This is a genomic window from Arthrobacter sp. AFG20 (assembly GCF_002892795.1).
Taxonomy (GTDB): Bacteria; Actinomycetota; Actinomycetes; order Actinomycetales; family Micrococcaceae; genus Arthrobacter.
Window position 1 is genome coordinate 254,530 of sequence record NZ_PJMC01000003.1, and the last position, 23,769, is coordinate 278,298.

At 63.2% G+C, this 23,769-nt stretch carries 19 protein-coding genes; 5 read left to right on the plus strand and 14 right to left on the minus strand.

Annotated elements, in window-relative coordinates; translation table 11 throughout:
* Positions 1-38 precede the first annotated feature (38 nt).
* The 3 genes from CXZ05_RS04835 (at position 39) to CXZ05_RS04845 (ending at position 4,520) form a co-directional block, all read left to right on the plus strand.
* Positions 39-959 carry an AEC family transporter gene (locus tag CXZ05_RS04835; RefSeq protein WP_102971472.1) on the plus strand — a complete coding sequence of 307 codons (921 nt, stop codon included), beginning with the start codon at positions 39-41 and terminating at the stop codon, positions 957-959.
* 88 nt (positions 960-1,047) lie between these two features.
* A complete protein-coding gene (locus CXZ05_RS04840; RefSeq protein ID WP_102971473.1) occupies positions 1,048-1,605 on the plus strand; it encodes a hypothetical protein in 558 nt (185 codons plus the stop codon).
* A complete protein-coding gene (locus CXZ05_RS04845; protein ID WP_102971474.1) occupies positions 1,602-4,520 on the plus strand; it encodes an ATP-binding cassette domain-containing protein in 2,919 nt (972 codons plus the stop codon). The genes CXZ05_RS04840 and CXZ05_RS04845 overlap by 4 nt, the downstream gene beginning before the upstream one ends.
* Here the strand turns inward: CXZ05_RS04845 and metH are convergent.
* Positions 4,510-8,160, minus strand: a complete 3,651-nt coding sequence (gene metH / locus CXZ05_RS04850; RefSeq protein WP_102971475.1) for a methionine synthase — start codon at positions 8,158-8,160, stop codon at positions 4,510-4,512. The two genes, CXZ05_RS04845 and metH, sit on opposite strands and share 11 nt — an antisense overlap.
* Positions 8,161-8,444: 284 nt before the next feature.
* On the opposite strand from metH, the gene CXZ05_RS04855 reads away from it, so the two are divergent.
* Positions 8,445-9,536 (plus strand): type I restriction endonuclease, encoded by a 1,092-nt coding sequence (locus CXZ05_RS04855; RefSeq protein ID WP_102971476.1) that lies wholly within the window; start codon positions 8,445-8,447, stop codon positions 9,534-9,536.
* A gap of 178 nt (positions 9,537-9,714) precedes the next feature.
* Positions 9,715-10,056, plus strand: a complete 342-nt coding sequence (locus tag CXZ05_RS04860) for a hypothetical protein (protein WP_102971477.1) — start codon at positions 9,715-9,717, stop codon at positions 10,054-10,056.
* Between the two features lie 154 nt (positions 10,057-10,210).
* Here CXZ05_RS04860 and CXZ05_RS04865 read toward each other — a convergent pair whose 3' ends face one another.
* The 13 genes from CXZ05_RS04865 to CXZ05_RS04925 form a co-directional block, all read right to left on the minus strand.
* Positions 10,211-10,516 carry a hypothetical protein gene (locus CXZ05_RS04865; RefSeq protein ID WP_102971478.1) on the minus strand — a complete coding sequence of 102 codons (306 nt, stop codon included), beginning with the start codon at positions 10,514-10,516 and terminating at the stop codon, positions 10,211-10,213.
* Between the two features lie 115 nt (positions 10,517-10,631).
* Positions 10,632-10,829, minus strand: coding sequence for a hypothetical protein (locus CXZ05_RS04870; protein ID WP_258006446.1), 198 nt, complete (start codon positions 10,827-10,829; stop codon positions 10,632-10,634).
* Positions 10,830-11,024: 195 nt separating this feature from the next.
* Entirely contained in the window at positions 11,025-11,657 is a 633-nt protein-coding gene (locus CXZ05_RS04875; RefSeq protein ID WP_258006447.1) for an MBL fold metallo-hydrolase, read from the minus strand.
* A 335-nt stretch (positions 11,658-11,992) separates the two neighbouring features.
* The gene (locus tag CXZ05_RS04880) at positions 11,993-12,865 is read right to left on the minus strand and encodes a metallophosphoesterase (protein ID WP_258006448.1); all 873 of its coding nucleotides are present in this window, start codon (positions 12,863-12,865) and stop codon (positions 11,993-11,995) included.
* Between the two features lie 735 nt (positions 12,866-13,600).
* On the minus strand, positions 13,601-13,903 hold the full coding sequence (locus tag CXZ05_RS04885; protein WP_102971481.1) for a DUF4193 domain-containing protein: 303 nt from the start codon (positions 13,901-13,903) through the stop codon (positions 13,601-13,603).
* Between the two features lie 180 nt (positions 13,904-14,083).
* A complete protein-coding gene (locus CXZ05_RS04890) occupies positions 14,084-14,410 on the minus strand; it encodes a hypothetical protein (RefSeq protein WP_102971482.1) in 327 nt (108 codons plus the stop codon).
* Between the two features lie 791 nt (positions 14,411-15,201).
* On the minus strand, positions 15,202-16,545 hold the full coding sequence (locus CXZ05_RS04895) for a NosD domain-containing protein (RefSeq protein WP_102971483.1): 1,344 nt from the start codon (positions 16,543-16,545) through the stop codon (positions 15,202-15,204).
* Positions 16,546-16,572: 27 nt separating this feature from the next.
* Complete coding sequence (locus CXZ05_RS04900; RefSeq protein WP_102971484.1) at positions 16,573-17,556, minus strand: carbohydrate kinase; 984 nt, start codon at positions 17,554-17,556, stop codon at positions 16,573-16,575.
* 45 nt (positions 17,557-17,601) lie between these two features.
* Entirely contained in the window at positions 17,602-19,185 is a 1,584-nt protein-coding gene (locus CXZ05_RS04905; protein ID WP_102971485.1) for a glycoside hydrolase family 32 protein, read from the minus strand.
* Between the two features lie 39 nt (positions 19,186-19,224).
* On the minus strand, positions 19,225-20,268 hold the full coding sequence (locus CXZ05_RS04910; protein WP_102971486.1) for a LacI family DNA-binding transcriptional regulator: 1,044 nt from the start codon (positions 20,266-20,268) through the stop codon (positions 19,225-19,227).
* Positions 20,269-20,352: 84 nt separating this feature from the next.
* A complete protein-coding gene (locus CXZ05_RS04915; RefSeq protein ID WP_102971487.1) occupies positions 20,353-21,306 on the minus strand; it encodes a carbohydrate ABC transporter permease in 954 nt (317 codons plus the stop codon).
* Entirely contained in the window at positions 21,306-22,193 is an 888-nt protein-coding gene (locus tag CXZ05_RS04920) for a carbohydrate ABC transporter permease (RefSeq protein WP_102971488.1), read from the minus strand. Before CXZ05_RS04920 ends, CXZ05_RS04915 begins: the two co-directional genes overlap by 1 nt.
* Before the next feature lie 67 nt (positions 22,194-22,260).
* A complete protein-coding gene (locus CXZ05_RS04925) occupies positions 22,261-23,541 on the minus strand; it encodes an ABC transporter substrate-binding protein (protein ID WP_102971489.1) in 1,281 nt (426 codons plus the stop codon).
* Positions 23,542-23,769: the final 228 nt, after the last annotated feature.

Sequence of the window (23,769 nt, forward strand, 5' to 3'; positions counted from 1 at the left end):
TGACCGTCTGCACATACACGTAAATAGAAGGGTCAAGAGTGGGCGGCGTTGTCTCCGGAATACTCATCGTTTCGGCAGTCATCGCCGTCGGTTACCTCGCAGCAAGGTTACGCATTCTGGGTCCCGAGGTCCAGGGTGCGCTGACCCGCACTGCCTTCTACATCACCAACCCTGCCCTGCTTTACACCGTGGTGGCCGGCTCCGATATCCGGGCCGCACTCGGAACGGACGCCCCGCTGGCGCTGCTATCGGCAGCGGCGGTGGGGCTTCTTTACTGGCTGTTGAGCTTCCTGTTCTTCCGCCGCCCGGCCGCGGAGACCGCCGTCGGCGCGATGGCCAGCAGCTACGCCAACGCCAACAACATCGGCATTCCGGTCTCGCTGTACGCCGTCGGCACCGCCCAGCATGTGGCGCCGGTGCTGCTGGTGCAGCTTCTGGTTTTGGCCCCGTTCTACCTCACGCTGCTGGGAGTCTTCTCCGGTGCCCGGATTTCGTGGAAGAAAATGCTGCTCCAGCCGCTGTCCAACCCGATGATCATCGCCTCGGCGCTCGGCGTGGTGGTGGCACTGACAGGCTGGCAGGAGCCCGACCTGCTGCAGAAGCCCATCGACATGCTGGCCGGCGGTGCCGTCCCCATGGTGCTTCTCGCCTTTGGCCTGTCGCTCGCCGGACGGGCGCCGCTGCAGAAGGACGACGGCCGGACCGAGACCCTCGTGGCAACGTTCCTGAAGATCGCCGGCATGCCCGCGATCGTGTGGCTACTGGGACGCTTTGTGTTTGGCCTGGAGGGGCAGCATCTGCTGGCCAGCGTGATCATGGCGGCGCTGCCCACGGCGCAGAACGTCTTCCTCTTCGCCTCCCCCTACGGCCGGGGCATGACCGTGGCCCGCGACGTGATCCTCTGCACCACCATCCTGTGTGTGGGGGCGCTGCTGGTTGTTGCCTGGGCCGCCGGGTAGATGCTGGCGGGTTCTTATTTGCCCCCATCTGACGTCACACAACGCGACGGCATCCGAATCCGGACAAGCAACGCCCTACCCTTGACTGGTGACTTTGACTAAGATCCGCACCGCCGCCGCGAGCTCCCTCGCCGCCGCAGGTCTCCTCTTTACTCTCGCCGCCTGCTCCACGCCGGCCGCCACCCAGCCCTCCACCTCGGCACCGGCCGCCCCGGCAACCGCTTCATCCAGCGCCGCCGCCGGGCCCTGCACCGGTGTGAAGGTCATCGTCGATTCGGGCTCCCTGAAGCAGGCCGCCGCTGATTCGTCCGTTTGCGTCCCCGTGGATGCGCCCACTCTCGCTTCCAAGGTGCTCGACGAGGCAAAGGTGAAAACCGAGGGCACTGACGCCTATCCCAAGGAACTGGTGTGCCGTGTGAACGGCGTCCCCGCCGCAGACTTCGACATCGTGCACAAGGGCGGCACGTACCGGGAAGAATGCAAGAAGATGCCCGCGGCCTTTGCCTACTGGTCGCTCTGGGTTAAGCCGGCCTCCGGCGCCTGGGCATACGCGCAGGAAGGCCTCGCCACCCTGAAGGTGAGCCCGGGACAGAGCCTGGAACTGCTCTACACGGTCGACGGCGCACCGGCCGCACCCGCGGCGTGACCTTTCGACCCGCGCCGTTACGCGCAGCGGCGGCTCTCGCCGTCGTCTTCATCGCGGCGCGGGTCATCTACCGCATCCTTTTCAACGGGGCGGGCACCGATGGCGCGGTTCTGCTCAGCATACCGCCGGTGCCGCTGCCTGCCCCGTACGCCCATGTGGTCCTCCTCGGTCCGGTAACAGCACCTGGCCTCTGGGAGGCGGTCCTGTCCGCCCTGCCGATTGCCGGAATGATCCTCGGTTTCGGCATGCTCAACGCCTGGGTGGATGTGGCCCGTGGCTTCGTGCACCTTGCCCGCGGCGGCCCCATGCAGGGCATCGCCCGGATGCTTGTGGTGGCTTGGGCGGCGCTCCCGGCGCTCTCCGACGCCGTGAAATCCGTGCGCCTGGCATTTCGATTGCGGGGAGAACGCTTCGGGCCCCGCGCTCTTGTTCCCGTGCTCGAGCGAACCCTCGAGCACGCCGGCCGGGTTGCCGCGGCCCTGGAGCTGCGGGGCTTCGGGAGCCGGGCAGCGCACCAGCCCGGCCGCGGTATCAAAGCACCGGTTCTCGTCCGGGACGCACAATTCCGCATTGGTGACACGCAGGTGGACGTCGCCGGGTTCGCGCCGCCGAGCGGGTCAATAACAGTCATTACCGGGCCGACAGGCTCCGGCAAGTCCACGGTCCTGCGAGGAATCGCGGGGCTCCTCTCCCACGTTGACGGCGGAAAAATCTCCGGCACGCTGCTCGTCGCCGGAACGGACCGGGCCACCACGCCGCCCCGCGATACCGCCCGGCTCATCGGCGTCGTACTGCAGAATCCCCGCGCCGCATTCGCCACTACCGGGGTCCGGGACGAAATCGCCCTCGCACTTGAGCTGCGCGGCGTGGCATCCGGTACCGCCAAGGCCTGGGTGTTGGAGGTCGCGGAGCGTATCGGGGTTTCCGCGCTCCTGGACCGGAATCTCAGCACCCTCTCCGCGGGTGAAGCCACGCTCGTAGCCATCGCCGCTGCAGTGGTGGAGTATCCGCCCCTGCTCCTGGTGGACGAGCCCCTGGCCGACCTCGACACCGCAGCACGCGGACGCGTCGTCGCCGTGCTCAACGCCCTCGCCCTCGAAGCGGGTGTCTGCGTCATCGTGGCGGAGCACCGGGCGGAACCGCTCGCCCCCGTTGCCGACTCGTGGTGGACCATCGACGACGGCGCCCTCGTGCCGGGGGTAGCGCCCGCCCCTTCGCACACGGTCGTGGCCGAACCGACACCGCCACTGACGCCGGAACAGCGGGCGGAGCCCGCGCCCGTGCTGAGCGCGACGAAGCTCGCGGTGCACGGCGACGCCAAGCCGCTCGTGCGCAGCGCATCCCTGACCCTGCACCGCGGTGAAGTGGTCGCCCTGGTGGGGCCGAACGGTGCCGGGAAGTCCTCCCTCCTTGTGGCACTCGCCCTCGGTGAAGGCACACTCAGTGAAAGTACGGTCGACGGCGGCCGCGTCGCCCTTGTGCCGGACGCCTCGGACGACCTCTTCACCAGGGATACCGTCGCAGCAGAGCTCCGTGCGGCAGAGCGACGCCAGGCGCGCGCTTGGCGTCACGCAGAACAGAAAGACGCAGGGCGGCATCTCCCGGGCAGCGACCAGCTTCCCCCAAAGCCTGCGGAGTCACACCTTGCCCGGCTGCGGGGAGACGTTCGGATCCCCATCGGACACGAGCATCCCCGGGACCTCTCAGCAGGCGAACGCAGGATCCTTGCCATAGCGCTGCAGACCATGGACAGCCCACAGGTACTCCTGATCGATGAGCCCACCCGGGGACTCGATCCTGCGGCGCGCACAGCAGTCTCGGCGGCGCTGCGGGCGGCAGCGGACGCTGGTGCGGCGGTCCTGATCGCCACACACGACCTCGATTTTGCGCACGGCCTCGGCGCCCGGATCCTCCCGATGCGTGACGGCGTCGCCCCCTCATTCCAGAAAGAAGCAACGTCTGCAGAAGCCGCCCCGGCCGGTGCCACCCCGGCCACACCACAGCGCATCGCAGCACCAGGCACCGCAGCACCACGGTTCACCGACCGACCAACAGATACTCCAGCAGCCGAGAGAACCCGCCGCGTCCGGATGCCACGAGCTGCGGAGGTCATCGTCCTCGCGGCGGCAAACCTTCTGGCTCTCGGTGCATTCTGCTGGCCGCTGCTCGCTGCGGCCCTCCCGGAGGATGCCGCCGCGGCCGTCCCCTACGCGGCGCTGGCTATTGCACCCCTTGCCGTCGTTGCCATCGTGGTGTCCCTCGACGGCTCGGTCCGCTCCGCACACACGGTGGCGTTGCTCGGCGTCCTGGCAGCCGTCGGCTCGGCCGTGCGGGTGGCCAGCACCGGCGTCGGGGGTGTGGAGGCCGTCTTTATCCTGCTGATCCTGGCCGGCCGGGCCTTTGGTGCGCGTTTCGGCATGCTCCTCGGCGCCGCCACCATCGCCGTCTCAAGCGCCTTGTGGAGTGGCATTGGCCCGTGGTCACCGTTCCAAATTTTCGCCTGTGCGTGGGTGGGCGCCGGGGCAGGCCTGCTCCCCAAACGCGTGCGGGGAAAGGCCGAGCTCTGGATGCTTTGCGGTTATGGCGTCCTGGCGTCCTACGTGTTCGGCCTGCTGACCAATCTGTGGTTCTGGCCCTTCGCAGTGGGCGCCGGCACCGGCATCTCCTATGTGCCCGGCGCGCCGCTGGCCACCAACCTGAGCAGCTTCCTGCTCTACTCGCTTTTGACCTCGACGGCGGGCTGGGACACCCTTCGTGCCGTCACCACGATCATCGGAATCGCCGTGGTGGGGCGGGCTATCCTCGCCGCACTGCGGCGGGTGAAGCCGGTCTCCAGCCCGGGCGGAAGCGCCGGCGGCCAAGCCGCGCGGGCACAATCCTCCCGGGCCAGGGACCGGCGTCAACTCACACCTTGAAGTACTTCGCCTCCGGGTGGTGGAACACGAACGCGTCGGTGGACTGTTCGGGGTGCAGCATCAGCTCATCACTCAGGATCACGCCCATCCGCTCGGGATGCAGCAGCTCCACCACCTTGCGGCGGTCCTCCATGTCAGGGCACGCGGGGTATCCGAGCGAGAAGCGCGCACCGCGGTAGTCGAGCTTGAACAGCCCGGCCTTGTCCTTCGGCTCCTCGGCCGCGAAGCCCAACTCCGAGCGGATGCGCGCATGCCAGAACTCGGCAAACGCCTCGGTGAGCTGCATGACCAAACCATTGAGCTCGTAGTAATCACGGTAGTGATTGCCCTTGAACAGCTCCCCGGTCACCTCATCGACATTCCCGCCGGCGGTGACCAGCTGCACCGGCAGGACGTCCACCTGCCCCGATTCGCGCGAACGCACAAAGTCGGCAAGGCACAGGTGCCGGTCGCGGCGCTGGCGCGGGAAGTCGAAACGCAGCCGCTCGGTGCCGACCGGGCCGCCTGAACCGCCGTCGGGCGCGAGAAGTCCCGCGGTGCCGAGTACGCCGTCGGGATCCGTACCGTGATGCAACACCACCACCTGCTCGCCCTCGGATACCACCGGGAAATAGCCGTAGGCGACCGATGCATCGAGCATTCCCTCGGCGAGGATACGGTCCAGCCAGTACCGCAGGCGCGGCCGGCCCTCACGTTCCACCAGTTCCTCATACGAGGCGCCGTCCTCGCCGCGGCCGGGCTTGAGCCCCCACTGCCCCATGAACGTGGCGCGCTCATCGAGGAATGCTGCAAAGTCGTGGAGGGCGACACCGCGCACGATGCGCGTGCCCCAGAACGGCGGCGAGGGCACAGGGTTATCGGCGGCCACGTCGGACCGGCCAGGCATTGCCTCCGGCTCGGTCACCGTGAACTTCGGGCCGCCTTTATGGATCCGCTTCTTCAGCGGAGGAAGGCCGACGGCGTCCGGGTCGGCGCCGCGGGCCACCTGCACCAGCGGTTCCATGAGGGCGAGGCCTTCAAAGGCGTCCTTGGCGTACCTGACGGTTCCTTCGAACTGCTCCGCCAGGTCCTGCTCCACGTAGGCACGGGTCAGGGCGGCGCCGCCGAGGATGATGGGCCACTTCTTCGCGAGGCCCCGGGACTGGAGTTCGGCGAGGTTTTCCTTCATCACCACGGTGGATTTCACGAGCAGCCCGGACATGCCGATCACGTCGGCGTCGTGTTCCTCGGCGGCGGCGATGATGTCCGCGATCGGCTGCTTGATGCCGATGTTGATCACTTTGTAGCCGTTGTTGGTGAGGATGATGTCCACCAGGTTCTTGCCGATGTCGTGCACATCGCCGCGGACGGTGGCGATCACCATGGTGCCCTTGCCGGACGCGTCCGACTTCTCCATGTGCGGCTCGAGCAGCGCGACCGCATTCTTCATGACCTCGGCGGACTGCAGCACGAAGGGCAGCTGCATCTCGCCGGCGCCGAAGCGCTCACCCACAACCTTCATGCCTTCGAGCAGCTGGTCGTTGATGATGGCCAGCGGGGTCATGCCTTCGCTGCGTGCGAGGTCGAGGTCCTCTTCGAGGCCCTTGCCTTCGCCGTCGATGATGCGCCGCTGTAGGCGTTCGCCGGTGGGCAGCGCGGCGAGTTCCGCGGCGCGCTGGTCCTTGAGCGCTGCGGTGTCGACGCCGGCGAACATGTCCAGCATGCTGTTCAGGGGGTCGTACGTGATGTTGCCGTCGGCGTCGTATTCGCGGCGGTCCCAGACGAGGTCCAGCGCCACCTTGCGCTGCTCCTCCGGCAGGGACGCGAGCGGCACGATCTTGGCGGCGTCGATGATGCCGCTGGAGAGGCCCGCCTGCACGGCTTCGTGCAGGAACACCGAGTTCAGGACGATGCGCGCTGCAGGGTTCAGGCCGAAGGAGACGTTCGAGACGCCGAGGGTCGTGTGGATGCCGGGGTACTTCGTGGTGATCTGGCGGATGGCCTCGATCGTTTCGATGCCGTCCCGGCGGGTCTCCTCCTGGCCGGTGGCGATGGGGAAGGTCAGGGCGTCGACGATGATGTCCTCCACCCGCATGCCCCATTCGCCCACCAGGGAGTCAATGAGGCGGGAGGCGATGGCCACCTTGCCGTCGGTGGTGCGTGCCTGGCCGTGCTCGTCGATGGTCAGGGCGATCACGGCGGTGCCGTGTTCCTTCACGAGGGGCATGATGCGCGCGAAGCGGCTCTCCGGGCCGTCGCCGTCCTCGTAGTTGACGGAGTTAATTACCGGGCGGCCGCCGATGTGTTCGAGGCCGGCCTGCAGCACGGGCGGTTCGGTGGAGTCGATGACGAGCGGAAGGGTGGAGGCCGACGCGAAACGCGAGACGATTTCCTTGATGTCGGCCACGCCGTCACGCCCCACATAGTCAATGCAGACATCGAGCAGGTGCGCGCCAACACGGACCTGCTCGCGGGCGATATCGACGCAGTCGTCCCAGCGCTCTTCGAGCATCGCCTGGCGGAACGCCTTCGAACCGTTGGCGTTGGTGCGCTCACCGATGGCCAGGTACGAGGACTCCTGGTCGAACGGCACATGATGATAGAGGGAAGCGATGCCTGCTTCACGCTCGGTGGGAAGGCGGCCGCCGTCGGCGCCCCTCCCGCCGCTGGTGACGGCGGCTGTGTTGCGGAAGGGCTCAAGACGCTCGACGACGGCGGCCATGTGCGCCGGCGTCGTACCGCAACATCCGCCCACCAGGCCCAGGCCGAATTCCCGCACGAACTGTTCATGCGCGGTGGCGAGTTCGCTGGGTGACAGCGGGTAGTGCGCGCCGTTGGGGCCAAGCACCGGGAGGCCGGCGTTGGGCATGCAGGCGATGGCCACGGAGGACTGCTTGGAGAGGTGGCGGAGGTGCTCGCTCATCTCGTCCGGGCCGGTGGCGCAGTTCAGGCCGATGGCGTCAACGCCGAGCGGCTCGAGTGCGGTGAGCGCCGCGCCGATCTCGGATCCCATCAGCATGGTTCCGGTGGTTTCGACGGTCACCTCGACGAAGATCGGGAGGCGGATGCCGCGGGCCACGATGGCCTGCTTGCAGCCGTTGACCGCGGCCTTGGTCTGCAGGAGGTCCTGGCTCGTTTCGATGAGGAAGGCATCGGCTCCGCCGTCGATGAGACCCTCGGCCTGCAGGGCGAAGGTCTGCTTGAGGTAGTCGTAGCTGGTGTGCCCGAGGCTGGGGAGCTTCGTGCCCGGGCCCATCGAGCCCAGGACCCAGCGCATGCGTCCGTCTGTTTTTTCTGCCGCTTCGGCGCGTTCCCGGGCGATCTTTGCCCCCTTGCGGGCGAGCTCTTCGATCCGATCGTCGATGCCGTAGTCGGAGAGGTTTGACCAGTTCGCACCGAAGGTGTTGGTTTCGACCGCGTCGATACCCACTGCGAAGTACGCGTCGTGGATGTCCGCGAGGACATCAGGGCGTGTGTCATTGAGGATTTCGTTGCAGCCTTCCAGCCCCAGGAAATCGGCCTCGAGCGAGAGTTCCCGGCCCTGCAGCATGGTGCCCATCGCCCCGTCGGCAATGACGACCCTCTGGTTCACGGCGTCCAGAAGTTCCTGCGAACGGACGGGGCGGGGGACGGAGTCGATATCAAGCGCAAAACGAGGCATCTAAACAGATTACGGGCGGGCCGGAAAGATTGCGCCGTATGTCCGTGTACTACGACGGCGGATGGTGGGCGGTCAGCTCGCGCCCTGCAGTCCGCGAGGTGCTGGAAGCAGCAGGATACTCGCCCGGCAAGAGTGCCGGCACCCAGCAAGAAAATCGAGACATGGACTCAAAGCAAGCAGGCGGTTGAGTGTCATTCAGGACAATCACCGGTACCTTGTGGTTCATTAGCTTGAATATTGCTGCACGCCGTCGTGCAGCAAACACGGTCTTTGTAGGGGGACAAATGGAGTTCGCAGAAAAGCTCTCGGCTTTGGCAGCAAAGGTGCGCCAGCAGCGAGGTGTAATCCAAACAGAAGAAGCCACGAAGAACGCGTTCGTGATGCCCTTCATTTCAACGATTCTTGGCTACGACGTTTTCAATCCCATGGAAGTCGTTCCTGAATTTGTCGCAGACGTCGGCCTTAAGAAGGGCGAGAAGATCGACTACGCGATCGTCAAGGACGGCGAAGTCCAAATCCTGATCGAGTGCAAGAAATCCGCGGAGCCAGTGAAAATTGAGCATGCATCACAGCTGTTCAGATATTTTGCGGTAACGAACGCGAGGATCGCCATCCTCACCAATGGCGAGGTGTACCAGTTCTTTACTGACCTCGACGCACCAAACCGCATGGATGCCAAGCCGTTTCTGGTGCTGGATCTAAACGACATCGACCAAATGCTCATCCCCGAACTGCAGAAGCTGTCAAAGGACGTTTTTGATCTCGATTCGATCATCAGTGCCGCTGGCGAGCTAAAGTACATCGGCGAGCTGAAGCGGACTCTGGCTGCGCAGTTTAGGGAGCCTGAAGATGAATGGGTCAAGTTCCTGACCGGGCGTGTGTATCCGGGCCCCTACACCCAGAAGGTGAGGGAACAGTTCACCGCTTTGGTGTCCAAGGCGTCGAAGCAATTCCTGAACGACCAAGTCAACGAACGTCTTAAGAAGGCCCTGGGCAACCCTGGCTTCCCGCAGAGTGAAGAGACCGCCGTGGCGGCAAGCGTCACCAGCGCTCCTGTAGCCGAAGCCGATTTGGCAGAAGCCGACGGGCTGGAGACAACACTGGAGGAGATTGAGGGCTACCAAATAGTGCGGGCAATCGTATGCAGCGAGGTAAAGCCAGCCCGCGTGGTGCAGCGTGACGCCAAGTCCTACTTTGCAGTTCTGTTGGACGACAACAACCGCAAGCCCATTGCACGCCTGCACTTCAATCGGACGCAGAAGTACATCGGGATCTTTGACGTCAACAAGGAAGAAACCCGGGTTCCCATCAGCTCGCTGGAGGAGATCTATGAACACACAGAAGCGCTGCGCGCGAGCGTCAAGAGCTACCTGTGAGTGCGCCGGTTTCCGAATCTCGAGCGGTTACTCATCGCCATTGAAGAAATGCCGACACCGTGGAAAGAGTGGCCGGGCGGATACCGCGAAGCATCTCGCGACCCAGGACCCGGTCGCACTCGAGAGGGTTTTGAACCGCCAAAAGGTGCATTCAAGGAAAACGAAGGCGTTAGCAATTGTGGAAGCAGCTCAACGTTTCTTCGATATCGGCGTCACTGAACCTGCACTTTTGATGCCAGACAAACCCGGACACCGGGAGCGGTACACCGGGGTTTCAGGGCTCGGGCCGGTCACTTGGGAGTACTTTACGATGCTCCTAAACCATGACGGGGTAAAGGCAGACACCTGGATCACAGAATTCGTCGGGCGAGCCATCGGCGAGCGAGTCCCGTCCCAACGTGCCAGCGGACTGGTCAAGGAGGCCGCCCAGAAACTGGACGTGGACGAAAAGAAACTCGACCATGCGATCTGGAGTTATGCCAGCACCACGAGGCTAAAGGGTATGCCTGCCTTGACATGATTCTGCCCAGAGGTTGGAGGACGACGGCGGGACTTCCCGCCGTCGTCCTCTTGCGTTTGGTGCCGCTCCCCTACAGCGCCGACCAGCCGCCGTACGACGAGGGGCTTGAATTTGCGGCCAATTCGTCCGACGGGGACCACTGGATTATCAGCGGTCAGGCCGCGCCCTGGCCCTCGCGGGCCGTCTCCTCCAGTATCCTGGCTGTGGGCGCTGCCGTCATCAGCTGCCCTATCACCTCCGGGTTGTCCCACACCTCGCTGCGGAGCCGTTCCAGAAAGGCGTTCGCAGCATCCTTGGTGTCGAAGTCCAGGAGCACGGCCACGCTGTTCTGGTCCTCTGTATCCCGGAACAGGCGGACAGCCCTGGCGCCCGAGGCGACGCGGCCTGCAGGATCGCTGTCGAATACTTTCTTGAAAGCCTCGTAGTCGCGGACCGGATAGCTGATCTGCAAGGTGAACATCGTCGTTCCTTTCCCTCGGGCTGTGTCAGGTCAAAGATAGGCCTTCCAGCGTCATCCCGGTAGGGCCGGAGGGCGGCAGTGCTGCGGGGTCCTGCCGACGTCTGGTACGGCACCCCTACCGCCGACCAGCGCCGTCGGAAGCGAGGATGGTGCCGTTGACGTTGGTGGCGTCGTCGCTGAACAGGAAGGCGGTGGAGGCGGCGAGGTGGGCCGCAGTGGCGGGCGTGGGACAGTGGCCTGCATCAGCGGGCCGAGGCGTTCGGTCGCGATCCGGGATCCCCAGCTGGCCACGATGTTGGTGATAGTGGGGCATGCGGGGACGGACCCGAATCCGGTTCCGTAACTAGGGGCGGCGGCGAAGGTTCTGCGGGAGGCTTCACAAGAGACGACGAATCAGGGCAACCGCGTCGATTCGGGCAAGTGGAGGACTCCCGAGAGTCGCTGATAACCGTGATTCCGTCAAGGTGGCCGGGCGCTCGTTGACACCCATTTCGCTCTAGTTGGTGGTTCACCGAGAGGCTTTGGTTTCTGGCATCCATGGCTTGTGCTCGTGCGTGAGCCAAACAATTGCAGGGTTTAGAGAACGCACGAGTAGTTGGCCCTCCGTGCGGGGGTTATCGAGTTCGTCGAACCAGACTGCCGTGTCTCCAGCGATGATCGTCGGGCCTTCATCTCCGTCGATGACAACGACTTGTGAGCCCCGGGTGTGACCTGGCGCTGAAAGGAGTCGTAGCCCGGGAAGCAGTTCCAACTCGCCGTCGACTGGAACGTAGTGCATCCCGGGTGGGTCCACCCATTCAGGGATGGTGTAGTCGTTCTGGTTGCGGGCGTCGTCGAGTTCCTGACGCTGGACGTAGATGGGCTTGCCCGAGAAGAGGTGATTGCCTCCGCAGTGGTCGAAGTGCAGGTGGGTATTGACGACGATGTCGACACTTTGGATGTCGAAGTCCTGTTCCTTCAACGGGTAAAGCCGGGGATCCATGTCGGCGACCGCGGGATGAAGCTGCGTCATGCCCGTGTCCACCAGCACACGCGCATCCGGGTGGTCAATGATGTGCACATAGACCGGCATCGGCTCGCCTTCGGGACGCAGCTCGGCCACACGAACGGCGGTAACAGGGATTGCAGCGGTGGAATTCACTTCTTTACCTCAGTTCCGAATGATGGCCTTGACGTGTCCGGAGCAACAGGCCGACGAGCCGAGGGTGCCCGTCTGCTGCTCGGCTCTAGAATCCCATCCCGTGACGCCTCCGTCGAGCAGGTGCACCAGGACTCCTGATCCGACGCGCGAAGGGCAGCTGATCTTGACATAGTTGGCGTGACCGCTTGGCGATCAGCTGCGCAGGAACCAGCGCTCCAAGCACCAGGCCGTAGCCCAGCGCAATCCTCAATTGCGGCCGCTCCGCCAGCCATTTTCGAACGCCGATAATGAAAATTCCGTCAAGTAGTGCTCTGCGTATCGCAGTGGCTTGGCTTCTATTTCGGTGCTGCACGCGTACCTGCGTCCGTGCCCGGCCCCGTCGTCGGAACGAACTTCCAGGTGAAAGACCCGTTGTCCCGGAGTGTCATTCGAAGGAACCCGTGGGTGTTGCTGAACCTCTTCACGATGTACGACGGACTGCTGGTGAAGGCGCGGAGACCAATGCCTCCCGTGGATACCTGGAACGCTGTCATCCCGTCACTGACGCACTGGTCCTTGTTGTTCACTGGACATGAGCGTTCGTAGTTGTGTTGTGACCCTGAAAGGGTCAGACGGACCCGGTGCTTATACATCACGTCGATCCACGGCTTGTGGTCGGCGGCCCGCTTATGTTCCTTCGTGTTCGACGTGAAGTACGGTTCATGGTGCACCACCGCCAGATGTTTACCCGCCGCCTGAGCAGCAGCGAGGTCCTTGTCCAGCCACGCCGTCAATGCCCGAGCCTGCGTAGGGTTGTACCGCCAGTGCGCGGAGGACAGGAACGCGAAGTGCCAGTTCCCGAAGTCCTTCGAGTACGGTTTCCCGTTCTCGATGAACCCACGCTGCTGGTTGATCGCAGCCTTCGCCTTAGATCCCGGGCATTGACCGTTCATGAAGTTGTCGAGGTCTTCGTTCCGTCCAGGCTTCCAGTCATGGTTGGGTGCGGACACCCAGTACAACTTGGGCTTCGTGCCACCCCACAGCCGCGTCCAGTACTTCACATAGTCAGCGCAGTACGCGGTGGCGTACTGGAAGTCCCCGAGCCCCAGGAACGCGTCAATCTCGTTGTTCCGCACAAGCCTGGTGATCGCCGCACCGTTCCGCCCGGACCGGCTATTCGGCGCGTACGTCCTCGGGCCGTTCATGTCACCGACAGCAGCGATCCTCACCTCACGCCCAGGTGAAGCGGCCTTCGGTGACGGTGGGGGTGGCGCAGCGAGAGTCGTAGTTGGTGGGGGCACCCCATTGGCGGTGTTCCCACCGCCGCTGCTGAGGGCCAAAAGCCCAGTGACGGCCAAGAGGAAAGCGGACGTTTCAGCGATAACACGATTGCGGCGCATGGGGCCGTGCCTCCCTTCGTGGGGGCGATGCTACTTCGGGCAAGATAGGGGTCCGCCCGGTATGTCGAGTTTAGAACAACCGGAACGATCAGGGCATCACAGTTCTCGTCACCGGGCAGGTTCCCGTTACCTTGGACCCCGGACAATTTATGGCTTGAACGACGAGCGCCAGCCCGAGGACATGATGCCGTGCTCCAGGAAGACACTGCGATTGATGTCGCTCAGGGTAGGGGAGAGCATGCCAACGAGCTGGACGGCTCAGTGTCCCACGGAAACTCAAGGCGTCGACATCAATTTGCTTGAGGCTGGGTCAGGAACATCGCGGCCGGCGCGACATCCCGCTAGGATCCGCGCTGATGATCAACCAGGACAAGCAGTTCCGTAGACCTCACAGCAGCCTCTACGACCCGAGCAGTTTCAACGTCCGCCAGTACGAAGAGCAGTACGCAGCGCCGTGAACCGGCCGCCGGTGGGCAGTTCTGACTTCCAGACGCCGGCGAGAAAACACCGGACCGGAGGATTGACTGCCTCCGCCAGTTTCACCGCCCTCCGCTGGAAGCGGCCTTAGCCTTCGCACTCAATGCAGTATGAGTGGCCGTTGTTCTCGCGCACGAGTTGGGACCGGTGTCGGACCAGGAAGCAGGAATAGCAGGTGAATTCATCCGCGGCCTCTGGGATGACCTGCACTATGAGCTCCTCGGAGAGGATCTCTCCACCGGGGGTCAGTCCTTCATCGAGTGCATCGGCTTCGTCCAGTTCCTTGACGACGCTGCGGGCATCCGGAGCGTTCGCAGACTGCAATGCCTCCAGCGAACGGTCCTGGGATTCCTTGACGTCGGAACGGACTTCGTCGTAATCGGCTGCCACTTAGGTGATTCTCATTTCTGATGTTTTCGTTGATGTTCTTTTCTGACGAGACTGCAATGCCTATCAATGCGTCGTTGTTCCCGTATCCAGGACGGTGAGGCAGTGCCGCCCCACACGGGCAGCGCCGATGGAACCTCTGGATCATATCGGAAGCAGGACACCGTGCCGGCCGCAGATAAGTCATCCGGTCAGGTTTAAGCCCCGCATCGGATCATGACTCGCCGAATAGGTTCGAATCGGATTATGCGTGTCAGCGGCGAGCATGGCGTCGACCTGGGCCGCCTGGTGCGCCCGAAAGGCCTTGTCGGCGTTAGCGTTCGTGCTGGCGAGGGACGGTATGTCGAGGCCGGCATTGCATCCTCTGCAGCGAATCTCATCGGTGCCCACCCAGCTGTATGCCGGGTGCAGTTTCCGTACCTGTTGCATTGCTGCGGTGACAGCTTCGGTCTGGGCTGCAAAGTGAGCTTCGTCCTCATGACTGAGGATGAGCCCGATGTCGATGGTCATGGTGCCTCTTACTTCGTTCCCGATGGTCCATTGACAGTAATGCGTGCTGCTTCATCGAGGAACGCCCCGAGGGTCACGGTTGCCTAACCCTTTTGGGCTCCTCGGGGGCGCGGCGTCCGCAGGAACGGATTGACGGCCTCTGGCTCTCAGACGTAGCGGCAAAGGAACTTTATTGGCAGAGCATCACTCCTCTACCACTAGATGAGTCCAAGACTGCTACTTCCGATCCCTAGCCCCGCGGGACATCCGCCTCGGGTACTGGTAAGCGTGCATATTCGATTTCGAACTCTTCGCACCGCGTGAAGAAGCTATGCGTCGGGTTGGGGCACACCCCAACCTGACATAGAAGAATCAAATACGCCCCAAAGCCCATCGACAGTTTGGCCGCAACTCTTTCATCGTCAGCGTCTCCTTAGCGGGGTTGCTTTCGTAACTATGGAAGCGATCCGGACCGGCGAAGGCGGCCCATCTTCCAAGGTCGTGGTCCACGGCGACAGCCGCACACCGAAACCACCGGGGCACGCTGCAAGGCGGCCCTCGACGTGACCCGGCAGGGAATACTTTCCTGCTGACTCAGCTCACGCTTAGGCGGGTGCGGCCGCCAACGTACAACTGCAGGTCCCGCCGGGATTGGCGGGACCTGCAGTGCGTAATCGCGAATAGTGCGCTGGCATTGGATGGACGAGTCGAAGGGCAGGTGAGGCCGTGCCGTCGACAGCGCTTTGCCTCGCACGGGAATTCGTGGGAGCTTCGCCCGCCTGAAATGGTTAGTAGGAGCAGACTCCTGCAGCCTAAGAGCCGACCATGGGGGTGGCCCTGAAGGCATTGACAGCCCTGTCGGCGATAACTTGGTCGTCAGTTCCGGAATCAAGGATGGTGTTCCGGGCTGATTCAGGGTCCACTATTACGGTCGTCACGGCGAGTCCGGTGGCAGCGTCGGTTGCCAGCAAGGCGTCCACCTGCGCCTCGAAGCAGGAGTCGCTTGACTTGGAATCAACGTCCATCGCCACAACGTGGTTGTTGGAGACGAAGTTCCCGGTCCCTGCCTTCAGTCGGATGATGACGGGCTTGGCGCCCTCCGGCCGGACGCTATGAGAGTCGATGACCTCGGAGAAGTGGTTCCCGATGACAGAGTTGCTGCTGCCGCTGATGCTGAGAAGCCCGGTAAGGTCATCGAGTCCGTTGTCGACTTCCAGGAAGGGCGTCCACGGCTCATGGTCACGCAGGAAGTGGTTCGTGGCCACGAGGTTTTCCGAACTGTTCTCCTCCAGCATCACCATCCCGGGGTAGAACGAGTGCAGACGGTTGTTGGTGACGCTGGAACGCGTGACGCCGTTAAAATGGACAGTGCTCGCGCCGCGGGGAAAGACATTGTTAGCGGTGACCAGGAGGCCTCCGTGGTTTTCGGCGTAGATTGAGTGACCTTTAGGTCCTGCTCCCACCAGGTTGTCGGTGATTTTTGATGCCTGCCCCCAACCCCGCAGTTCGATGCAGCTGCCGCATTCGGCCAGGAAGTTGTGGTGGATGGACAGCGCGTCCGCGTTGTGGATGGTGAGGGCGTTCTCCAGGTAAACAAACCCCATGTCGGTGACGCGGAACGAGTCATTGGCGCTAGCCACGTAGATGCCGGTCTTGCCGTTGACGTAGGTGTTTTCCGGGTGCATGTCGGAGCCGTCGGCAGTGAAGTGCAGCCCGTCGATGCAGAAGTTGGAGAATTCCACTGAGCTGATCCGGGGGCTGCCGCTGCGCTCAACGTAAAAGGCGGCTCCGTTGGATTTGTCGCCGCCTTCTCCCGCGGAGGGAAGGTCGACGATGATGCGGCTTCCGCCGGGCCACAGCTCGTGCAGTTCCGGCCATTGGTCTTTGGGAACGTTGAACCGGATGCTCGACGACGTAAAGCCGTGTCCCGAGCCTTCGATCCGAAGGAAGCTGACGTCGATCACCACTTGGGTGCGGAGGTGGTAGTCCCCGGGCGGAATGTAGATCACCGCGCCAGGCCTTCCGCCGTTGTCCACGTCGGTAACGGACTGCCGGTTCTTGATGTCGGTGATGATGCTGTTGATGACTTCACCGACGTCCTTGGCCGGATTGCCGACCGGCCACGTGGTTACGTCGTAGTAATTGTTGTTTGACATAGGTTCTTGCCTTTGCAATGTGGTTTTTTAGCCCTGCACCAGGGCGCATGCATGGGATGTTACGGAGGCTACGGCTTGATGCTCCGGGGGCTCCGCCCGCAGCTCCTCCGACGTTGGCGGCTGGGCACCTGGGCGGCGTACTGTGATGGCCGCTGCTTTGGACGCCATGCGGCCCAGCGATTCCAGCACGGACGGTGCCAGCCCATCTGCTCCGCGCATGAGTAGTCCGTAGATCAGGGCAGACATATACGAGTCGCCAGCCCCAATGGTGTCCACTACGGCTGACTTGACCGAGGGAACGACTACCTGCGCCCCTCGGGTGGTGAGCAGGGATCCCTCCGCGCCCATGGTGACGACAGCGAGTCCGGCCCCAAGTGCGAGAACACGTTTTGAGATGTCTTCCAGTGATAGCCGCGGATAGAGCCACAGTGCGTCCTCGTCGCTGAGTTTAACTACCTCCGTGATCGGGACGAGTTCCTCGAAGATGATCTTTGCCTCGGATTGGCTGCCGAGGAGTGCTGGGCGGATGTTGGGATCGTAGGTGACGACACAGCGCTTATGTGATTGCTCGAGAAGCTCTCTTACTACTGTCGCTCCCGGCGCCAAGAAGGTAGCTATCGAGCCGGTGTGCAGGACTTTGGGAAGGGTCGCCGGAGCGATCCGCGGGAGGTCCCAGCGGATGTCGAAGTCATACTGTGCTGAACCGTTGGAAGCCAGGACAGCAGTTGCCGTGGCTGTCGTGCCAGGGACCTGGGAACCGGGCAGAAGATGAACACCGGCGGTCTGCAGGTGCTTCTCGATTTCCGAGGCATAGTGGTCGTCACCGATAGAGGTCAATAACCCGGTGGCCACACCCAGGCGTCCGAGTCCGTAGGCAACGTTTGCGGGTGATCCCCCGGGATGCTCCACAGTGCCCCGGGGAGAGACAACTATGTCCACGAGGGCTTCACCGACAACAACCACATCGAAGCTCGATTTGGCTTCATCGTCGGGATGATGAACTGCTGGCATTTTCGGACCTTTCATGGAGTCACATACGTTTGGAAACGACGGAGATTAATTGAGTGTTGAGACCGAGAGCTTCAGTATTGTTGCTGGGCCTCCCTCCGCCGACAGCCAGTTCTCCCGGTTTTCGGTTTCGGGGAAGATGAGATCAGTCAGGACCACCTTGCCGCCCTGCGCAAAGATCTCCACCGAGCAATGGTCGACGACGATCCTCAGCGTGAGCACGCCGTCCTCAAGGACCAGAGGGGCGGACTCCACGGAGGGAAACTTTCCGTGAAAGCCCGTGTTTCCTGATTGTCTGCGGTCAAGGACGAGTTGGGCGCTGGTTGTGTTGTAGCTCAGAATGGTTCCCTTGCTCCCGTCACTGCTTCCGAAGAGTCGGAAATCAAAACGTTCGGCGCTTCCGGGCAGGATCTCCGCCTCGATGATTTGGGCGCTACCGGGCACCGCATCCGGCAATCGGAGGGCTGAATTTCGCAGTTCGAAGGTGTCTGTGGTCATTTGGTCCTTCGCAGCAGGCAGCTCTTCCCCTGCGCAGGGGTCAGCGAGGACCGGTTCCTGGATCAGCCGGGCGGAGCCGTTGACCGCGGTGAGGCGCACTTCGCGGGCGAGGGTCATCGACGACCGCCAGGGGGCGGTGGGCAGGTGGTTGGCGTAATCCCAGTTGTTCATCCAGCCCATGATGATGCGCCGGCCATCAGGGACGTTGCTGAAAGACACCGAGGCGTAGCAGTCGCGTCCCCAGTCCAGCCACAGGCACTGCCGCAGCGCCGCAGCGGCCGCCGCGGAATCACCCAGGGCGCTGACCCCGCCCGGCACCGCGACCGAGCAGGCATCCGCAACGAACCGGACTCCGTCGAAATGCCCGACGAAGTACTGGCCGCCGGACCCGCCCGCCACGGCGCCGGGATTGACGTTGACGATCAGCACCCACTTAATGTTGTGCGGGTCCCCATCCACCGGCAGCGGAAAAAGATCGGGGCACTCCCACTCGCCGGCATCTGCATTGGCCGGGCCGAACTCGCTCAGAAAGTCCCAGGATTTAAGGTCTTCTGAACGATACAGGACCACCTTTTGGTGCTGTGCTTCGACGGCGACCATGACCCAGCAGGCACCCCGGTCTCCCTGGTAGCGGAAGACTTTGGGATCGCGGAAGTGCGCGGAGTTTCTCGTGAGGACAGGGTTTCCTTCGTATTTTCGCCACGTCAGGCCTGCGTCTGTGCTGTAGGCCAGAGACTGGGCCTGCGTGCCGCTGTGCTCGGAGGCGGCCTTGTAGGCACTGGTGTAAATGGCCACCAGGGCGGGTGCATCCACCGTACCGAAACCGGACGTGTTGCCTTCGTCAACCACCACGCTCCCGGAAAAAATGTCCTCTGCCGCGTCGCAGGCAATGGCAATAGGGTGTTCCGTCCAGTGCAGCAAATCGCGGGAGGTGGCGTGGCCCCAGGACATGTTGCCCCAGACGTTGCCGTACGGGTTGTTCTGGAAAAAGAGGTGGTACAGGCCGTTGTGGAAAACCAGGCCATTGGGATCATTCAGCCAGGTGTTCTTTGCCGTGAAGTGGATGGCAGGCCGGAACCTGAAAGTTTCTGCCGGGGCTGTTTCCGGGCGTGCGGCATCAAGGCAACTGGACATAGCTGGCGTTTCCTCTTAGAGGTTGAATGGGTCTGCGTGCTATTGCCGCGGAGCCGCGATGGAATCGCGGCGCACGAGGGGGCAACCCAGAATGGTCGGGTGAAGGGACATCAGGGAAAGGTCGGTCTTCCCCTCAACGGCGTCAATCAGGTGCTCGGTAGCCCAGGCACCCATCTCGTAGTGAGGCAGGGCCACGGTGGTGAGGCCCGGGTGAAGGTTGGCAGCGATCAGTTCCTGGTCATCGAAGCCCACCACGGAAAGGTCAGCGGGGATGGCCAGTCCCAACTCCGCAGCGGCGCGGTAGGCTCCCATCGCCATCCGGTCGTTGTAGCAGAACAGGCCGGTGGGACGATCCTCGCGCGCCAGGATCCGCCGGGCCGCCTCATAGCCGCCCTGCACCTCCGAGACCTCGGACTCGACAGGTGCCGCGTCGCCGTGGAGCCCCGCTTCGGTCAGCGTGGCCCGGAAGGCCTGGAGGCGCTGTCGGGTGGCGGGGACATCATGGGTGTTGTTGATGAACCCCACCCGGGTGTGGCCTGCTTCGAGGAGCGCGCCCACGGCGGCGCGTGCACCACCTTCTTCGTCCGGGATCACGGCTGTGATATTTCCGCCTGTCGCCACCGAGTCGACCAGGACGGAGGGCACGCTGCCGAGATTGGCCGGCAGCTCCACATCGCGGTGGTACATGGTGGCGTAGAGAATCCCGTCCACCCGCCGGTCCAGGAGTGCCTGAACATCGGCCTGACGGGACTCTAGGCTGGCTGAGCCGGAGGTGTTAATGATCATGAGGTTGTACCCCCGGGCTTTGGCGGCCTCGTCAGCGCCGAGGATGATCCGGCCGGCGTGGGGCGTGGTGGCGATCTCCTCGCTGACCAGACCCAGCATGCCCGTCCTTTGGGTGCGAAGGGCCTGGGCAAGACGGTTGGGCCCGTACCCCAGTTGCTCGGCAACGGCCCTGACCTTGTCCCTGGTTTCGGGCCTGACCCGGGCGTAGGAAACCTCGTTGAGTACGTGGGAAACAGTCGTCACGGACACCCCCGCGGCGACAGCCACGTCCTTGATGCCGATGTTCTTGTTGCTCATCTGTCTCCCACGTCCTAATGGTTGGTGATGCCCCTCGGGGGCTATCAGTAGGCTACTGGTTGGCTGTTCCAGCCCTTGGCGGTGCTAGCCCTTGACGGCGCCGAGCGTCATGCCGGCGACGATCTTGCGCTGCAAGAGAAGGGTCAGAAGGATGACCGGGATGGAGTAGACGGCGGCCAGCGCCGTCATGGATCCCCAGTCCAGGCCGAATTGGGTCTGGAAGTTCGCGATCACCACGGGCGTTGTCTGGGAGCGGATCGCCGTCATCAGGAGTGCGAAGAGGAACTCGTTCCAGGAGGCCAGGAAGGCGAAGATCGCGGTGACGGCGATGCCGCCGGAGACCACCGGGATCACCACCCGCCACAGGGCCCCGAGCCTGCTGCACCCATCCACAGTGGCAGCTTCCTCCAGGTCTTTCGGCACCGCTTCGAAGAAGCTGGACATCAGCCAGATCGAGAGCGGCAACGAGATGGTGGTGTGGGCGATGGACAGAGCGATGGGAGTGTCCGAAAGGCCAACCGCTGCCATCATCGAAGCCAGCGGAATACCGATCGCCACTGGCGGCACCATGCGGGTAACCAGGGCGGCCATGATGAAGATCCTGCCGCTGAGGGTTTGATACCGGGTGATGCCGTAGGCCGCCGGTACCGCCAGCACGAGCGAAAGCACGGTGCTGATGATGGCCGTCTGGATGCTGTTGATGAAGGAGGCGAGGACTCCGTTGCGGCCCAGCGCGTTGGCATAGTTCTCCAGCGTCCATTCCCGGGGCAGGATGGTCGGCGGTACCGCGATAGTGTCAATCGGGGTCTTGAAGGATGTGAACAGCAGGTACAGGAACGGGAAACCGTAGAGCACCATCGCTGCCGCGAGGAGAATCCACAGCAGGGTTCGGGTGCTCCGGCGGCCTGCTTCCAGCCCTTCCCGGTTAACGCCCCGGCGCCGGCGGCTGCTCCCCCGTGCGGTGGTTTGCAGGACAGGCTGGGCAGCCGTGGCAACTGCGTTCCCGTGGTCGGGCTTGGTTCGTTCGGCGACGCGCATCAGTTGTCCTTTCCTGGCCGCCAGATGGTTGACACCGCGACGAACGCGACGGCGAGCATGGCCAGCAGATAGAGGGTGCCCATGGCGCTTGCCAGTCCGGGGTCACCAAAGCGAATCATCGTCCGGTAGATCAGCAGGCTCATGGTTTCCGATGCGGATTGTGGGCCGCCGTTGGTTTGGATGAGGATTGTGTCGAAGGCCCGGGCCGCGTCGATTCCGCGGACCACCAGCGCGACGGCGATGACCGGCCGCAGGAGGGGCAGAATGATGCGGAACAGCATCGCTGGGGCGCGTGCGCCGTCCAGGCGTGCTGCCTCGATCAGGTCCCCGGGGATGTTCTGCAGCCCGGCGAAGAGCACCAGGCACATGAATGAAGTAGTTAGCCAGATGTCCGGAATGGCGACCGAGTAGAGAACGATGTTCGGATCTGAGAGCCAGCCGATCTGGTTGGGGTTGGACAGGATGCCGGCCTGGTGCAGGAGGGTTCCGATGAGTCCGAAGTTGTCGATCATCAGGAACTTCCAGAGGAGGCCTGCCACGATCGGGGCGATCATCAGTGGGTACATGAACACGGTCCGCCAGATTTGGGAGCTGCGCCCAAGGGTGGTGAACAGCAACGCCATGCCCAGGCCGAGGGCGAATTCGAGGGTGACCACCACCAGGGTGTAGGCCAGGGTCCGCCAGCCGGCACCCGTGAAGGCTTCGGAGGCGAAGGCCCGGAAGTAGTTATCGAGACCCACGAAGTCGCGGGGACCGCCCGCAATCGGTGAAATCTTGAAGAAGCTGTCCGCCACGAGGCGGAACAGCGGAAAGGCGACAAACACTGCCAGGAACAGGGCCGCTGGTGTCATCAGGAACAATGCGAAGCGGCGATCGGAGATACGCACGGTTTTCTCTTCCGCTGGTTGGGGACCGTGGCCGGCACCGGTCACTCAGGTGCCGGCCACGGGGGTCTTACTTGAGGAGGTCCTCGATCTGCTTCTTGGCGTCAGCGAGGAGGGTGGCGGAGTCACCGCCGGCTACGGCCTTCTGCAGCATGGGAACCAGTACCGTGTCCACGATCTGCTGCCACTTCTCGGTACCCGGGCGGGTGGCGGTGGCCGTGCCGTTGAGGGTTTCGATCAGCGGCTTGAAGCTCTCATAGCCGGGCTTGTCCTGGTACTTCTCGAAGGCGGAGATGCGGGAAGCCAGGCCCAGGCTGGATTCGATGCCCTTGTCGTTGTAGTCATAGGCGCACTTGACGAACTTCTTGGCGGCATCCGTGTTCTTGGTGGCCTTGGGCACGGTGAGGTACCAGGGCCCAGGAACGGCACCGACGCCGGCGGATCCAGCGATCATGGGAGCTGCTCCAACCTTGCCGGCGACTGGTGAATCCTTGGGGATCTGCCGGTAAGCGTGGGCCCAGAAACGGGTCATCGCGGTCTTGCCCTGGTTGAAGAGGTTTTGGGCTGCGGCCCAGTCCACCTGCGCGGCACCGGACGGAGCGGACTTGGCAAGGCCGACGTAGAAGTCCAGGGCCTCCTTGTGGGCGGCATTGTCGATGACAACCTTGTCCCCGTCCAGGACCATCGGTGAGCCGGCCTGCAGGACGTGGGCCAGCCATTCTGTTTCCACCCCGCCCTTGACGTCCGTTCCGTACATGCCGTCCTTGGTGAAGAACTCGGAGATGTCCTGGTACTGCTTCCACGTGGTGGGGGCAGCGAGGTCGTAGCCATACTTGGTCTTGAAGTCCGCCTTGTTCTTGGCGTCCTCAAACAGGTCCTTGCGATACAGGATGATCTCGGCGTTGGTCCAGGCGGGCAGGCCGATAAAGTGCCCGTCCACGTTCGCTTCCTTGACGAGCGCAGGGAAGATGTCCTTCTTCGCCTCGTCGGTGAAGAGCTCGTCAATGGGCTGAACCGCGTCCTTGAAGCTGGGCAGCCAGACGGAGTCAAGGGCGGCCACGTCGAAGGAGACGTTGCCGGAGGAGAACTCGCTGGAGAGCCGGTTGAACATGCCGTCGTAAGGCAGCTCGACGAAGTTGGCGCTAATGCCTGTTTCTTTCTTGCACTGTTCGGCGACCCCCGTCAGTTCGGCATGGCCACCGGCCTCGACGAGGACGTTGACTGTGCTGGTGCCGGCGCTACCCGATGTTGCCGCGGGGCCCCCCGCCCCGCAGGCTGTTGCTGCCAGAAGCACCGCGGTGGACAGCCCGCCAATGGCAGTGATCCGGGAAATCGTGGTTCGAGAGGACATCGCTGTCGACTCCCTTTCTTTTGAACGGAATCTACGGGTTTGTGGGGATTAGAAATCTTTCAAGCCGGTGAAAAATCGTTTTGCCAAATCGACTTGGCAACACAATAGATGCGTCGGCGGAAATGTGTCAAGCGTCACTTGAGAGTTTTCCAAACCCCTTGACCACACCATGACAGTCGCCTTACAGTAAGAAAGCGCGGGGTGACAAATCGTTTTGGCGACCGCTAC